Source organism: Photobacterium sp. WH24 (assembly GCF_019204055.1).
Taxonomy (GTDB): Bacteria; Pseudomonadota; Gammaproteobacteria; order Enterobacterales; family Vibrionaceae; genus Photobacterium; species Photobacterium arenosum.
Genome location: NZ_JAGSOZ010000012.1, coordinates 112,375 through 128,206 on the forward strand (window position 1 = coordinate 112,375; position 15,832 = coordinate 128,206).

General features: G+C 47.1%; 15 protein-coding genes and 1 tRNA gene. 1 reads left to right on the forward strand and 15 read right to left on the reverse strand.

Going from position 1 to position 15,832, the window contains the following annotated elements; all coding sequences use genetic code 11:
• Positions 1-152: 152 nt before the first annotated feature.
• From KCG43_RS15180 to KCG43_RS15215, 8 genes are all read right to left on the reverse strand, one after another.
• Positions 153-1,775 carry a peptide ABC transporter substrate-binding protein gene (locus tag KCG43_RS15180; protein ID WP_370630700.1) on the reverse strand — a complete coding sequence of 541 codons (1,623 nt, stop codon included), beginning with the start codon at positions 1,773-1,775 and terminating at the stop codon, positions 153-155.
• A 169-nt stretch (positions 1,776-1,944) separates the two neighbouring features.
• Positions 1,945-2,280 carry a hypothetical protein gene (locus KCG43_RS15185; RefSeq protein WP_046221276.1) on the reverse strand — a complete coding sequence of 112 codons (336 nt, stop codon included), beginning with the start codon at positions 2,278-2,280 and terminating at the stop codon, positions 1,945-1,947.
• Between the two features lie 127 nt (positions 2,281-2,407).
• Positions 2,408-3,019 carry a beta-phosphoglucomutase family hydrolase gene (locus tag KCG43_RS15190; RefSeq protein ID WP_218386019.1) on the reverse strand — a complete coding sequence of 204 codons (612 nt, stop codon included), beginning with the start codon at positions 3,017-3,019 and terminating at the stop codon, positions 2,408-2,410.
• An 89-nt stretch (positions 3,020-3,108) separates the two neighbouring features.
• Positions 3,109-3,909, reverse strand: a complete 801-nt coding sequence (locus KCG43_RS15195) for a transporter substrate-binding domain-containing protein (RefSeq protein WP_218385953.1) — start codon at positions 3,907-3,909, stop codon at positions 3,109-3,111.
• Positions 3,910-4,189: 280 nt separating this feature from the next.
• Complete coding sequence (locus KCG43_RS15200; protein WP_192016701.1) at positions 4,190-4,900, reverse strand: helix-turn-helix transcriptional regulator; 711 nt, start codon at positions 4,898-4,900, stop codon at positions 4,190-4,192.
• A 474-nt stretch (positions 4,901-5,374) separates the two neighbouring features.
• Positions 5,375-5,785 (reverse strand): ester cyclase, encoded by a 411-nt coding sequence (locus tag KCG43_RS15205; RefSeq protein ID WP_218385955.1) that lies wholly within the window; start codon positions 5,783-5,785, stop codon positions 5,375-5,377.
• Positions 5,786-6,017: 232 nt separating this feature from the next.
• A complete protein-coding gene (locus tag KCG43_RS15210) occupies positions 6,018-6,383 on the reverse strand; it encodes a hypothetical protein (RefSeq protein ID WP_192016703.1) in 366 nt (121 codons plus the stop codon).
• A 159-nt stretch (positions 6,384-6,542) separates the two neighbouring features.
• Positions 6,543-7,199, reverse strand: coding sequence for a haloacid dehalogenase-like hydrolase (locus KCG43_RS15215; protein WP_192016704.1), 657 nt, complete (start codon positions 7,197-7,199; stop codon positions 6,543-6,545).
• Between the two features lie 307 nt (positions 7,200-7,506).
• On the opposite strand from KCG43_RS15215, the gene KCG43_RS15220 reads away from it, so the two are divergent.
• Positions 7,507-7,818: a high-potential iron-sulfur protein gene (locus tag KCG43_RS15220; RefSeq protein ID WP_027252121.1), complete on the forward strand. Its 312-nt coding sequence runs from the start codon at positions 7,507-7,509 to the stop codon at positions 7,816-7,818.
• 88 nt (positions 7,819-7,906) lie between these two features.
• Here the strand turns inward: KCG43_RS15220 and KCG43_RS15225 are convergent.
• From KCG43_RS15225 to pheS, 7 genes are all read right to left on the reverse strand, one after another.
• Positions 7,907-7,980 (reverse strand) — tRNA-Cys (locus tag KCG43_RS15225).
• A gap of 124 nt (positions 7,981-8,104) precedes the next feature.
• Positions 8,105-8,887, reverse strand: coding sequence for a vitamin B12 ABC transporter ATP-binding protein BtuD (btuD, locus tag KCG43_RS15230; RefSeq protein WP_218385957.1), 783 nt, complete (start codon positions 8,885-8,887; stop codon positions 8,105-8,107).
• A gap of 4 nt (positions 8,888-8,891) precedes the next feature.
• Complete coding sequence (gene btuC / locus KCG43_RS15235; RefSeq protein ID WP_192016800.1) at positions 8,892-9,884, reverse strand: vitamin B12 ABC transporter permease BtuC; 993 nt, start codon at positions 9,882-9,884, stop codon at positions 8,892-8,894.
• A 156-nt stretch (positions 9,885-10,040) separates the two neighbouring features.
• Entirely contained in the window at positions 10,041-11,087 is a 1,047-nt protein-coding gene (locus KCG43_RS15240) for a succinylglutamate desuccinylase (RefSeq protein WP_218385959.1), read from the reverse strand.
• A 261-nt stretch (positions 11,088-11,348) separates the two neighbouring features.
• Positions 11,349-11,645, reverse strand: a complete 297-nt coding sequence (ihfA, locus tag KCG43_RS15245; protein WP_027252117.1) for an integration host factor subunit alpha — start codon at positions 11,643-11,645, stop codon at positions 11,349-11,351.
• 439 nt (positions 11,646-12,084) lie between these two features.
• The gene (gene pheT, locus KCG43_RS15250; protein ID WP_218385961.1) at positions 12,085-14,472 is read right to left on the reverse strand and encodes a phenylalanine--tRNA ligase subunit beta; all 2,388 of its coding nucleotides are present in this window, start codon (positions 14,470-14,472) and stop codon (positions 12,085-12,087) included.
• A gap of 20 nt (positions 14,473-14,492) precedes the next feature.
• Positions 14,493-15,476, reverse strand: coding sequence for a phenylalanine--tRNA ligase subunit alpha (pheS, locus tag KCG43_RS15255; protein ID WP_120510918.1), 984 nt, complete (start codon positions 15,474-15,476; stop codon positions 14,493-14,495).
• Between the last annotated feature and the right edge of the window lie 356 nt (positions 15,477-15,832).

The window sequence follows — 15,832 nt, forward strand, 5'->3', positions numbered from 1 at the left end:
CAGTCGATTTTTGCAAATCTCTGGGTAACTGGAAATTCGGTTTAAACACACACTATCGTTTTGGTCACGAATTGCTGCCTGGTCAATATGGAGCAGGTTTATGATGAACGGCCTTTCATCGAAAAAAGCCTGTAAAAAACAGGCTTTTCTGGTCATTTAGCTACAAAATACAGGTCCTTAGCGTAAATATTGCCCTTCGGATTATTGTCCGGAAACCCTTTCAGATGACTTTTTACCAGCCGTGTGTGGTTGTAATGGTAAATTGGCATGACAGGCGAATATTGATCGAGAATATGTTCTGCCTCGCGGTAAATACCATATCGTTTTGGCTCATCCGTAATATCAGCGGCCTGCTTAAGCAACGCATCAAATTCCTTGTTACAGAACCCGGTTTCGTTACTGACATGCCCGCAAGTGAAGCTGCTGAGAACAGAGGAGGGTTCTGCATAATCACCAAATGCATACGAGCGCGCAACGGCATAATCACCCGCCGCTTTTGCCGCCAGGTAAGCATTCCATTCCATGTTTTCCAGCTTTACGCTCACATCCAGAGACTTCCACATAGAGGCAATCGCCAGTGCCAGCTTTTTATGATTTTCACTGGTGTTGTAGGTCAGAGTGACATTCAACGGATGGCTCTTGCTGTAACCCGCCTTCGCCAGCAGCACTTTCGCTTCACCAATGCGCTCGTCATGAGCCTGCGACTTAAATGCCGGGGTGAAATTCTGATAGTTTGGAATGATATCGGGCACGACAGAGAAAGCCTCTGGCTCGCCCTGCCCCGTGACTTTTTGCACCAACACATCGCGGTCTATCGCCATACTCAGCGCACGGCGTACGTCAGCATTATCAAATGGAGGCTGCTGGGTATTAAAGGCATACACATAAGAGCCCAATAAACGCAGAGATTTAATCTCTTCCGGGCTGTCCTTCAGCAATTTCTGATAATACTCAAGCTGAACACGGTTCGTCATATGCACTTCACCAGCCTGGTAGCGCATCAGCTCTGCGCTTTGTGACGACAACGCCAAATAGGTCACATTGTTAATGACCGTAGATGCATCATCCCTGTAATGCTGGTTACGTGTTACTTCGACCCTTTCGTTCGGCACCCATTCTTTCAGAACATAGGCACCATTTGAGACAAAATGATCGGCACGAGTCCATAAATCACCGTGTTGACTCACCACATGAGCCGGTACAGGAAAGAAGGTTTTGATGCTCATCAGGCTAAGGAAATACGGCGTCGGGCGGCTTAATGTCACCTGAAGCTGATGCAGGTTGAGCGCTTTCACTCCCAGCTCGGATGCCGGTTTTTCACCATTCAGTATTTCCTGGGCATGGGTAATGTTGGCGGTGACCAAATTGAATCCGGTATTGTTGCCTGTCGATTTATCAACCGCCCGACGCCACGCAAACACAAAATCCATGGCGGTCAATGGCTGACCATCAGACCATTTCAGGCCCTTACGCAAATTAAAAGTGTAGGTTTTTCCGTCGTCTGACACAGCCCAGCTTTCAGCTTGCCCAGCAGTGATTTCGCCCTGCAGATTTTCAATCAGCAGCCCTTCGAACAAGTCATTCACGATGACATCGCCCGGGCTGCCTGAACCAACAAACCCAGGATCTAATGTACTCGGCTCTGCGCCATTGGCTCGTACCAAGTGCTGCTCTTTGGCTAGAACAACCCCTTCAGGCACATTGGCGGCAATGGAATGTAGTGAAAATGCGGAAATGGCCAGCCCGATGCTGGCAGTGATAAATTTCTGATTCAATGCGAAATCCTTTTGTGGCATTACTATCTGGAACGAAATCTATACTAACAAGGAAATCAGTAAACGCTATGAGCAGCGTCAAGAAGACAAACTCAGTAACAATTTATGGAAAGACCCGCAGCGTATGCGGGTCTTGAATTAACGATTTGGGCAAATAAAAGAAAATCCGTTACTTGGGAATGTTGAAGTTTTTATCATTCATGCAGGTGAACGTATAAAAATCTGAGCGCTCATTAAAATGGCTGAATCCTCGTCCATGGCAATATGCACCGTTAATCTCATTCATAACTGTCAGCGTCTGCTGATTATTGACAGAAAAATAGCTGTCGTTTTCACACACTACGCGGATTTTTCCGTCATCACTCTGAGAAAACGCTTTCACTTTTGCACCGCATAAGGAATAGCTGACATCGACGAAATCATTGGCACGCTCATCGATTGATGCACTGCATCCTGCTAAAGCCAGACCAGATAATCCCACTACTAATGTTGTTAAGGCTTTCACAATCACCTCCTTACTTAATATTATATTTTGATTGTAGTGCGACCAGCATAAAAACGCATTAAAATCCTGCCACTAAATAAAAAATAAATCACATAGAATCATAAATTTAGTCAATCCTAATGTAGCGCTATCGCACTGGCGTTGCAGAGGTGAACTCTGCGATTACTCCATCGACAACAAGAAAACAGTCCATCCCTGCAGCTAATGCCGCCCGCCGTCCTAAATCGGTATCTTCAAAAACCACACACTGATAAGGTGCCAGCCCGATACGGTTAGCCGCTTCAAGGAAAGTATCGGGGTGAGGTTTATGGTTTAGGACATCGTCGGCAGTGACTAAGGCATCAAGTAAAGGCAAAATGTCGGTTATGGTCAGCAAGTTTTCTGCATTAACTTTGCGGCATCCGGTACCGACGGCCACTTTCTTTTGGTCTCGATACTGCAATAAAAGATTAACAGTGGCCGGAATGGCCTCTCCCTTTTGTTCCAGCGCTTCAAAAAAGCGCCATTTGGTATCAGCCACTTCCTGGATATCATGATCCGTCTGATATTTTTCATTCATCATTTGCGCGGTTTTGATTGTGGGCGATCCACCCAGACTCATAAGCCACTGCGGATCAAAGGGAATGTTGAACTGCTCGCAGGCATAGCGCCAGGCTGTTATATGGGCTGGCATTGAGTCTATCAGCGTGCCGTCCATGTCGAAAATTAATCCCTGATACCGTGACAAATCCATATCCACCTCCAAATCAGTACGTTTCACCATAGTGACGCAAGTGGTCAGTACAAATCCAGAGTGGATAACTTATATTCCGACACGGCTCAGACTGCTTACTCAATATCCATGACGGCCAGTCCCCATTTTTCGGCTATCCGGTCAAAAAATCCCTGCGTTTTCTTTAATTCTATCCATTGGTTAATGAAATTAATCCAGACTTGATCATCTCTTGGCATCAACATCGCTAAAGGTGTCGCCCGTCGCATCCCCTGAACGTTGGGAATGGTCAACTGTGGAAATCGGCTGATTAGCATTGCAGCCTCTATATTGGACGTCACAATGACATTGGCACGGTTTGCCAGTAACTCCTGATAAGATTTTCCGCTCTCTATGACCTGCTGCCTGGCCCTGGGAAAGAATTCTTTTACCATGGTTTCCTCAACAGCCCCCCGACGGGAAGCCACCGTTACCGATGAAGAGTTAAAATCGGCCCAATAGCGAAAGCGATTCTGGCTCGTTTTCTGCGTCACCGGCACAAACGCAAGGTAATAATAAGGCTGGCTGTAGCCGACTACCTTTGCCCTACTGATATTGAGCGCCGCACTGCCGGTCAGATCGTATTTTTCCGTAACAATTCCGCTGACCAAGGCTTTCCAGTCCGTGGCCACGTATTCAACAGTCACACCGAGATCCTTGGCCAGCTCAGTCGTTATATCAATGTCGTATCCCTTGTAGAAATTTGTCGCAGGATCCCTCATGGTCATTGGCCCCCAGTCGCCGGTAGTTCCAACCCGGAGCACTCCCCTGTCCATGACTTTCTGTAATCGGCTCGATGCCGCATGAACCTGGCTGACACACACCAGAAACAGTGCTAAAGACAGCAGCAGCAACCTAAAAGATAAGGTGAATCGCATCGGACACCTCCGGAAACAACAGAACACGCTTACTCAGCATTGAAATAAAGATAGCAGTGTCTGTGTGATCATTTTCATCTGAGGACAGAATAATTGTGTGTCAAAATTGAAAGTTTCTGTATTTTTTTGTGATTAACCAACAATGCCAATACGTTGTCTTATTTATGAGAAATTGTACGTAAAAAAACTGCATTGTTTCGCAATGCAGTAAACACAATGAAGGAATTCATACAGAAGTGTTTATATTTTCAGACACACTAATAAACACGCCAATAACAGGTTAATTGTGATTTAAGTTATGCTTCCTCATTCTGAATTCACCCGGTGAGCATCCCATGTGCTTTTTAAAAACACGGGAGAAATAAGACACATCCTTGAAGCCTGAAGAATTAGCGATCTGAGAAATTTTCTCGCGATCAGAGCTTAATAATCCACACGCCAGATCCAGCCGTTTCTTTATGATGTACTGTTTCAGCGTGACGCCCATAATGCTATGGAATAAACGAGAGAAATAGGTCGGTGAGTAATGGCAAGCACTCGCCAGTTCTTCCTCGCGCAGTGGAGAGCTCAGGTTTTCATCAATAATTTTCAGTGCTGGCCGGATTGAAAGCTCACGACTTTCGAAACCAGGCTCAGATTCATTTTCAATATTATGTGTATGCAGTCTGCTAAAACACTCCTCCAGCTCTTGCCTGCTGGCATTGGCAGCCAGCACATCTTCCCCACCGGCTCTTAATACATTAAGTGCCAGACTCCCATCCAGGTTATGGTATACGACAACAACCTTTGCGGCTGGGAAACGATTTTTCACTGCACGCAGCAGCTCAAATCCTTCCGATGTCGAATCAATCACTTCAAGAAAAATCAGCTCTTGCCCCGTCATTGATGACAATAACTCGTAAGGAGAAATCTCAATGACCTTGTGCGAAAGCTTCAAATTTTCTTTCGCTTCAACCTGCTTGTCATGATGACTGCTGCTAACCCAAATCACATATTCACCTTAAACTGCTAGTGTCATATTCCCATGCCCTTATGATCAAGTGCATGGATGGCGGTTGACACTCCTTGTCGATGAATAAAAATGTACTGATAAGAATTCGTATGAATATCAGGGCAAAAATGTATTTACTTATAATAATTAACGATCAATAAACTAAATAAATCCAGCCATCCATGTTTGTTTCAAATATAAGCAACAATGAATAAAAACTCTGCTACCTATAAGACTTCAATAAGTTGAACAAGTTCCAATGGCGATTTTGTGTGGTTTATTATTACTTAGGATTATATAGGTGCATTTTTTATCACAAAGAAATCTAACTTTTTGACATTCAATCTTTGTCGCAAAAAAAGTCTCTATGACAAAAATGTCTGACATAAAGGTGTATAAACATGGCCTTTTGACATCTAAAATACTGTTATTTCAGCCCTATGTTCTTCACTTTTATAGTATGAGCGACATCAATTACTTCACGGTACCCGATAACTGTTTATAGAGCTCAAAGCTGCTATCTTCCAGCCAGCACTCAACGATCAAGCCATTTTCTAGCCGGAACTGGATCATACCTGTCATTTGTATCGTCTGTTTTTTACCCGGTAAATTGAACCACCCGCCATGATATTGAGCCTGGCAGCGATATCTGACCACTGTCAGTGGCGGCTGGCTAATGACATCTGAGATCGAGAAAGCGACAGACTTAAATTTTTGCCGCCATAACAACAGATATGAAAGGTAGCTTTCATGAGACAGTGGGTGCCGGCGACCGCCCGGCAAGTGAAAAACAAAAGGATCAGAGACATACTCAGCGAGTCTGGAGCTACTCGCATTGGCCCAGATATCCAGGAACCAGGCATCAATCCAATCCTCCCTTGCCATGACAGATATCACCTCACTACTTCAGACACAAACAACCCCTGATACAAGAAAACAAGCCCATCTTCATTGCAAAGATGCAGCAACATTAACTTAACGCCAATTTATCCCAGGCCCTCATCAAATCCTATACCGGAATGTGAAACAAACAAATAACTTCGCTCAATGTCAAATTTATCAATTGCCTTGTATCTTATGAGTAATCATGAATATCTGATATGCCATTTCTTGCGTTCTACTTGGTATTAACCAGGCTAGTGTTTGTTGTCGTGGTATCGGCAGCATCAGATACAAATGGTTCGGCCTGCTTGAGATAGAAGCGAGCTTGCTCGTTGTTCCCAACCAGATAATAGTTATGCGCGATTGCGCCCAGCAACTCAATCAGGGCTGTTTTATCATGATATTTACTGGCCTGCCGCAACATAGACTGGAAAATCACTATGCTTGTTTCTGGCGTATTCGACGCCATGATTTGGGATAAATCAGGCCTTATCGTTTGTAGGGGCGTTGCGCAGAACGTATTGCTGCTGACTGCAAGCACAGTGCCGGAACCACATATCATAGACACAATAAACGCAAACTGACGGATGAAAGACATCATAACCACTTGGCTCCCTATGCTGAGTCAAAGCCATCATTACCATGTGTTATCAGGCCATACGAAGACTTACGTCCCGGCATGGTAATAAACTCTCATCATTGCGTAATATCTTCACCTCGTTACCAGGCATTTTGTCTGCCTGGTAACATTCTTCAGTCATCAATTGATGTCGAACTTGGGAAGCACTGCCTGATAAAACGATAAGCTGGGAATATAAGTATGGTGACTTAATTTTTTGCCGACAGCGACAAATTCATAACCCAGTTCCTGAGAAGCTCTTTGATTCCACTCACCTTCCGCAAACACTATCCGTCGTTTAAATGTCATTCCCGTATCCTGCTTCGCTCTGAATGCAGCAAGCGCCATAATTTCCGTTCTGCTGGCAGCGTCTGACGACGAGGCAAAGGTCATTCTACTTGCATCTATTCCCGCCGCTTTCAATTTCAGACGGCTTACCGCCGCCCATCCGCCACTGGTGATCGCAACATGCGTATCGTCCCGGACAGCCATTTGCTCAAGAAACTCTCTGGCGCCTTTACTGAGCACAAACTCTTGAGGGACCGCATGCAGCCTGGCAGTAAGATTTTCCAGATACTTTTGCTCCACCTGACGGTGAACAATTGAGCGACTTGAAAGCACAGGATACTGATAAAGGATCTCATCTAACATTGCCGAATCCGTCACCACTCGCTCTTGATAGCGCGATTTATCCAAAGTGATGTGGAGAACGGCTTCGACGGCTTGCTGAAAACACATCATATCCATTTCCCTTGCATTCACCAAAGCACCATCCACATCCACTAACAACAGATTCATCCCTATACCTTCATTAATTTTTATCATCAGTGATAATGCCGTACAGAATGGAGATGTAAACAAAATGTTTCAATAAATGATTTGTTAAAAATGATCATTTTTTGCGTAATCTCAAACTCTTACCGCTCATTCCTATGCATCAAAATCTTTTGTTGTTCAGAAATTGATAACAAAACGCAACTTACCTCAAAAACTTAACACTGTGATTTCTTAGCGAATTTGCCGATTCTTTCCCACAATTACTCAGTTCGCTGAGTAAATCCGGTGAACAGCATGTGAGCATAAATGACTATAAAAGGAAAATGTGATGAAAACCTCAACTGACCGTCGGCGCTTTCTGCGCCTGACTATGGCAGGCATCATAGGCATCACACTGGGTGATCAGATCCTGCAGCGTAAAGCGCTGGCCAGTGAAGAACTGCCACATCTGGCAGAAGATGATGCTCAGGCAACTGCCTTGCAATACACACATAAGTCGCCTCATGAAGAGAATCATTGCGGTAACTGTATGCTGATACAAGGTAATGAAGGTGATGAATGGAGACCCTGCTCAATCTTCCCCGGTAAAGCGGTGAACGTAAATGGCTGGTGCTCTGCCTGGACGGCCAAACCTGCTTAATGGATGACATAGCCCGTAGTCACTGCGGGCTTTTTACCCTCAGAAAAACACGGAAACACTGCTTGCAGGTGATAAAGTTCGATAAGAATGGAGGCGCGTCCCGGAGTCGAACCGAGGTCCACGGATTTGCAATCCGCTGCATAGCCACTCTGCCAACGCGCCTTAATGAAGCTTGTCTCAGAAGACGAAGCGCATTATCCAAATCCTGATGAGAAGTACAAGCCTTTTCTGACTGAAATCACTTAACTGATTACTTTTCCGGCCAACTGTCATTTTCAGCTAGAAGTCAGCTAAAAAACAGTCCAATTCTTCCGTTATGATTCACACGCTCAACCTGAGTGGCAAACGTCTGCTCAAGCCGTTCATTCGACATCACCTCTTCAGGTTTTCCCTTTGCAACACAACTTCCCCCTTTCAGCAGGATGACACTGTCTGCAAATTGCAGCGCCCGGTTCAGGTCATGGTTCGCCATAACGACAGCAATACCTTGTCCGGCCATAAAATGCAGCAGTCGGTATAAAGAGACTTCCTGCCCGATATCGAGCGCTGTTGCCGGTTCATCAAGCAATAGCAGACAACCATCCGGGTTCAGTCCCGGCCAGACCTGCAAACAGGCAGCCGCTAATCTGACCCGCTGCCATTCGCCTCCGGACAGTTGCTGAATATGGCGATCCAGTTTGTCATCGATTGAAAGCCACTGACTGACAGCCTGAATAGCCTGATTAACCTTCTCGACGTTTGCTTCCGGAATCGCGGATACCGCTAACTGCAAAAAATGATAAACACCAACGGCAAAACCCGGTTTATCCTGTTGCGACAAATAACTGCGGTAACGGGCCATGTCGCGAAGATCCATCTCCGACAGGCACTGCCCTGCCAGTGTTACCTTGCCTGCACCTTGAAACAGCCCGGACAGGCATTGAATAGCTGTACTTTTCCCGCTACCGTTAGGGCCAATCAGATGCACCACTTCACCTCGCTTTACCGAGAAACTGACCGGCAGTAATCGCCGGGCTAGCGCTATATTTTCAGCCTGTAATACACAAGCCAGATCTGAACGGACCACCATCAGCTTACTCCACTTGCGAACGCAACAGCATCCAGATAAACACAGGGGCGCCCAATGTCGTGGTCACAACGCCCACAGGCAATTCTGCAGCAGGCAAGAGTACCCGCGCCAATACATCCGCAACCGCCAGCAGTAACGCCCCGAAACAGGCAGAAAGCGGTAGCAGGTATCTATTCTCCGCCCCCAACGCCAAACGCAATAAGTGGGGAATCACCAGGCCGATAAAGCCAATCACACCTGCCATAGCGACTGATGTTCCCACTAACAGGGCGATAATCAATATCAATCGCCAACGCAGTGCAGCAACATCCAGCCCCAACTGTCGTGCATGGGTTTCACCCAGCATCAGGATATCCAGTTGCCGGCCACGGGAGCATAGCCAGATTAATGCGGGAAGCAGAATGATCAGCACGCTAAGCTGCGCCCAGGAAACACCGGCAACACTTCCCATCAGCCAGTACATCAGCTGTCTGAGATTCAGATCGTCACTGAAATAAAACGCCCAGGTCACAACCGCCCCGGACAAAATACCCAGTGCAACGCCTATGAGCAGCAAACGCGCGGTTGACACCCTTCGGATACGGGCAAGACCAACGAGCAGTAAAGTAAAGAGCAGTGCGCCCGCCATGGCAACCAACATCGTCAGCCAGGGACTCGGCACCGAGGGAAGAAAAAACAGTAAGAGAACAAGTGCCAGGCTAGCACCACCCGAAATACCCAGCACACCGGGCTCCGCCAGCGGATTGCCCAATAACACCTGCAACACAGCACCAGAGGCTGCCAGCGCAGCCCCAATTGCCATGGCGGCCACTAACCTTGGCATTCTGAGCTGCCATAACAATTGCTTCTCAAGCTCGCCAAATGGCTGCCAGGGTTTCAGCCAGATTTCGCCCACCGACAATGAAAACAGACCGCAGCTGATGAGCAAAATCGCAACAAGCCAAAAGCTCACTTTCCATTTATGGCGACGCTGTTGAAGGATACGGTCTAAGTGCATGATGTCGTGTGTTTTCGTCAGTGGGAACCAAAGGGGAAACATACAGGGTCTTTGAAAAAATGAAAAGCAAGCCAGATAAATTGGCTTGCTTTCAAAAGTATTTACACTGCAGCTGCTGATTATCTGACTGTTTTCAGTCCGTCTGAGCTTTAGCGCTTAGAACTTAGCAACGACCTGATCAGTCAGATCAACGTCTGATTGCTTGACCAGCAAACAAGCCCGTTGTCCCAACGCCACATTGGGGTTAGGGAAAACGACAGACTCTCCCCCTTTGGCAGCCACGTATTCTTCACCGTTATCGCTCCCCAGCACCGCACCTTCTTCAAAGTAGGTAAAGTTAGCCTGATTTGCCGGAAAGGTGAAAGCGAACTGATCTGTATGCTTAGTAAGAGTACGGGTTACCCGATACACACACACTTGTTTGTCGCCCTGATAGTCTGGCAGTGATTGTTGTGAAACGAGTGCGAGCATCGCCTGATTAAAGGTTTCTAGCCGCTCTAAGTCGTTCTCACCCAGCCGTGCTACCTTGCCCAGCTCCATCGTCAGTGCCTGCGCGCCATAGTTCTGAGCACTGTACCAGCTGAATGTTGGTGCCGCGGAACCAGAGAGCATCATTGCCTCGATCTCACCGTGATGCAGAAAATTAAACAGCGCTAAACCACGGGTTTTATGTTCACTAAAAGGGCTGACCGCAAAGGTGTAGTGCTGTGAGTCACGGATGGCACTATGCAGATCCAAATGCCAGCGTTCGGCATTCTTTAAAGGCGAGTTCTGGAAGAATGCATCAACTGAGCACTGAAGTAAGTTGGCGCGACTACAATCAACATTCTTTTCATCATTGATACCGCCAAATAGCCGATTCATATTCTCATCAATAAAGCGGGTATGTGCATTAATGGCTTCTGGGTGACCGATGATCAGCAGTAAACGATGTTCAGGCATTAGATCGCCAAGCAGGATTTTTTTCACTAACTGCTGTAGCAGTTCAATCGGGCCGGTTTCATCACCGTGTACCCCAGATGAAATGACGATGTCTTTACTGGCAGCGGATAATCCAGGCGGAATAACGGTTAAAACACCGCGCGCCGTTAACTGACACAATACACCATTTTCTAACTGCCATTCCCCCGCCTCAAACGGCAAAGATAAATCCAGAGTCGCAGAAAGAAACTCCCCGTTTTGCACTGCCTTTAACAAAGCCATTATACCTCCTCGTCCTTGTAACAGGCATGTTCTTACAGGCGAATTCATGATTGCACAAATAACAACCAATAAAGAACACTAAAAGATGAAAGAAAATCAGTGAAATAAACTGCTTTTACTATACATCCTGGCTACATAGTTTCAACACTATATTGATGACTGCAGGCAAGAATGAGACCAGGGTATGCACTTTTTAATGCTGATAATGAAAAACCCAAGTAAACAATTCGCTTACTTGGGTTTCTTGTAGGCTCAAACCACTTATTTTTCGATTTTGATATTCTCAACGCGTGCTTTAAGCTTCTGACCAGGGCGAAAGGTCACCACTCGCCGTGCCGAGATTGGAATATCTTCACCGGTTTTAGGATTTCGTCCAGGTCGCTCGTTTTTGTCGCGCAGATCAAAATTACCAAAACCGGATAATTTAACCTGTTCACCACACTCAAGTGCCTTTCTGATCTCCTCGAAGAAGACTTCCACCGTATCCTTGGCGTCCCGTTTGCTTAGTCCGACATTCTCAAACAGGTTCTCAGCCAACTCGGCTTTTGTGAGCGCCATAGATAACTCCCTCAAGACTATGTTGAACGAATAGTAAACATATCAGTTATGCTTACTGCGAATACTTCATGCGTAGCCAGGCTGCCCACCCATGCACTAAAGTGCATTAGTGCCTTCACATCAGCGGCTGACCTTAACTAGAGACAAGTTTATGCCAACTAGCTGATTTCCGCCAACTTTTTTAGGTAAACTTACCGTAAAATGATTGATTCTTATATTCCAGACAAGCATGCACACATGCACCTGGTTGTGCTTACGCTTGTCGAGCAGCAACAATAAAAACCAAAATTAAAGTCAGTTGCAGTCAATAAAACCACAAAACTGAATCGCACAGAGAATTTTTACTATTTATCAAAATCTTAGCCCTAACTGAAAAAAAATCAAAAAAAAGCAGCCCTATCGGCTGCTTTTTCATCAATTATCAAATAATAACAGTGAGTTAATCGCGAAGCGCTGCACCAAACTGATCGCCCAGAACCGCAACAATCGACTCTACAGCACCATTAATATCCGTTTCTTCCAACGTTCGGTCAGCAGATTGAAGGTATAAAGCAATCGCCAGACTCTTCTGGCCATCCTCAACACCTTTACCTCGGTAAACATCGAACAGGTTCACATCAGTGAGCAACTCGCCACCATGCGCCTGGCAAACCTGCAACACATCACCAGCAGCAACCTCTTCTGAAACCACTACCGCGATGTCACGACGGTTCGCCGGAAACTTAGACACGGCTTTAGCCTGAGGAATCGCACGACTTGCGATAGCATTCCACTCAACTTCAAACACAACGGTACGTCCGTTCAGGTCGAACTTGCGTTCCAGCTCAGGATGAACCGTACCGATAAAGCCAACTTCCTTACCATCTGCGACGATAACCGCTGACTGTCCCGGATGAAGAGCCGGGTGTTTAGCTGGGGTAAATGTCAACTCAGTCTCTTTGGCCGTCAGTTCCAGAACCGCTTCCAAATCACCTTTCAGATCGAAGAAATCAACGGTGTTTGTCGCGATATCCCAATGCTCTTCACTGCGTGCACCGGCAATCACACCAGCCAGCATGGTTTCCTGACGAATACCATTTTCAGCAGCTGCATCAGGAACAAAACGCATACCTGATTCGAACAGACGCACACGAGGCTGCTGACGCTTCTGGTTAAAGGCAACTGTGTTCAGCAGACCCGACCACAGGCTCAGGCGCATTGCCGACATTTCAGCAGAAATCGGGTGCGGCAGAATGATCGCGTCCGTATCCGGCACGATCAGCTTCTGCTGTTCTGGCTCAACAAAGCTATAAGTAATCGCTTCATGATAACCACGGCCAACCAGCAGATCGCGAACACGTTTCAGTGGCAGGTTGGCTTCCTGGTGCAGGTTCATGCTCAACGCAGCAACCGGCGACTGTGCAGGAATATTGTTATAACCGTAAATACGGCCAACTTCTTCTACCAGATCTTCTTCAATGGCCAGGTCAAAACGCCAGCTTGGTGCAACTGCACGCCAGCCAGTGTCAGTAGGTTCGACCATACAGCCAAGGCGGCTCAGAATCTCAACGACGTCTTCATCAGAGACGAAGTGACCCAGCAGGTTGTCTAACTTACTGCGGCGCAGTACGATGCTGTTTTGCTGAGGCAGGTGCTGTTCAGATTCAGCTTCTACGACTGGCGCAACGTCACCACCGCAAATATCAACCAGCAAGGCAGTAGCACGTTCCATTGCTTTGGTTTGCAGGCCAGCATCCACGCCACGCTCAAAGCGATGAGACGAATCGGTATGCAGGCCGTAGCTGCGAGCACGACCACGAATGGCATCCGGCATGAAAAACGCACACTCCAGAAGCACATCTTTGGTGTTTTCGCTGACACCTGAGTGCTCACCACCGAAGATTCCCGCCATAGCCAGTGCTTTTGACTGATCGGCAATCACCAGTGTGTCACTATTCAGTTCCGCTTCAGTGCCGTCCAGCAGGGTCAGTTTCTCACCCTGCTCTGCCATACGAACAATAATGCCGCCGTCGATCTGGCTCAGATCGAACGCATGCATTGGCTGCCCCAGTTCCAGCATCACATAGTTGGTAATATCAACGATTGGGTCGATAGAGCGAACACCGCAACGACGCAGTTTTTCCTGCAGCCACAACGGAGATTCCGCTTTCACGTTCACATTGCGGACGATACGTCCCTGATAGCGCGGACACGCTTCCGGCGCTTTCACTTCGATAGAGATTTTATCGTCAATGGCCGGAGCAACAGCCTCAAAGGATGGCGGGGTCACTTCAGCACGATTTAATACGCCAACTTCGCGCGCCAGGCCCGCAATACTCAGGCAATCAGCACGGTTTGGTGTCAGATCGACATCAATGATGACATCGTTCAGGCTCAGGAATTCGCGGAAATCTGTACCAATCACAGCACTTTCCGGCAGTTCCATAATGCCATCTGAATCCACATCAATGCCTAACTCAGTGAAAGAACACAGCATGCCATGGGAAGGCTGACCACGTAGTTTGGCTTTTTTGATTTTAAAATCGCCAGGCAAAACAGCGCCCACAGTTGCCACAGCAACTTTCAGACCCTGACGACAATTTGGCGCACCACAGACGATGTCCAGCAGCTCTTCTTCACCCACATCAACTTTGGTCACACGCAGTTTGTCAGCATCCGGGTGCTGACCGCATTCAACAACCTGACCGACTTTAACACCGCTAAAGCTGCCTGCGACAGGTTCAATACCGTCAACTTCCAGGCCCGCCATGGTGATCTGGTGAGCTAGTTCTTCGCTGTTGTTAGCAGGATTGACCCACTCGCGTAGCCAAGATTCAGAAAATTTCATAATTTGCTAGCCCCTAATGCTTACTTGAACTGTTTCAGGAAACGAAGATCGTTTTCGAAGAATGCACGCAGGTCATTCACACCGTAACGCAGCATGGTCAGACGCTCGACACCCATACCAAATGCGAAACCTGAATATTTCTCAGGATCGATATTAACGGCACGCAGTACATTAGGGTGAACCATTCCGCAACCCAACACTTCCAGCCATTTCCCGCCTTTACGGCGTACATCCACTTCAGCTGAAGGCTCAGTAAACGGGAAGTATGAAGGACGGAAACGAATCTCCAGATCTTCTTCAAAGAAGTTATGCAAGAATTCGTGCAGGATGCCTTTCAGCTGTGCGAAGTTGACGTTTTCATCAACCAGCATACCTTCAACCTGATGGAACATTGGGGTATGGGTCTGATCGTAATCGTTACGGTACACACGGCCTGGCGCAATAAAACGCAGCGGCGGCTGGCTGGCTTCCATGGTACGAATCTGTACACCAGAAGTGTGCGTACGCAGCATCAGCTCAGGATTAAAGAAGAAAGTATCGTGATCGGTACGAGCCGGGTGATCTTTGGCAATGTTCAAAGCATCAAAGTTATGGAAACCGTCTTCGATCTCTGGGCCGGACTCAACGGTAAAGCCAAGTTCACCAAAGAAGCTTTCGATACGCTCAATAGTACGGGTTACCGGGTGCAGACCACCATTTTCAATACGACGGCCAGGCAAGGTCACGTCGATGGTTTCTGCGGCCAGCTTGGCTTCAAGCTCGGCACGTTGCAGTGCGTCTTTACGAGCGGCAATTGCCTGCTGAACAGCTTGCTTTGCCAGGTTAATCTGCTGCCCGGCTTCGCGACGCTCTTCAGGTGGCAACTTACCCAGGCTTTGCAGTTGAAGGGTCAGTTCACCCTTCTTACCCATATAATGGACACGGACTTCGTCCAGAGCAGCGACTGAGTCAGCCTGCTCAATTGCTGCCGTTGCGTTGGCAATAATCTCTTCTAGATGTTGCATCGTTTCCTCATCCACACACTGGTGGCGTCCTTCAGGGAGATAAATTCGCGTAACGATACATATTAAAGAAAGCTGGTGCTAAATCCAAACTCAATCGCCACTTAGCTGTGTATTTGCTAAAAAAATTGCCGGTGTGATGCAGGTCAGGCTTGAATTGACTGCTTACTGTAAAAGCAAATACAGCTCTGTCCAGAAATCTGTTGTTGAAGTAACGCCCTGTCAGATACACGAAATGAAAAGTGGTCATTCTGAATGAAACAAACCTCAACAGATACTTGCCACATGTACACCAAACGCATCCGCCAGAACGATGCGTAGTCACGTTGCAAAAATCTGGACTGGGTATCCAAAACAGC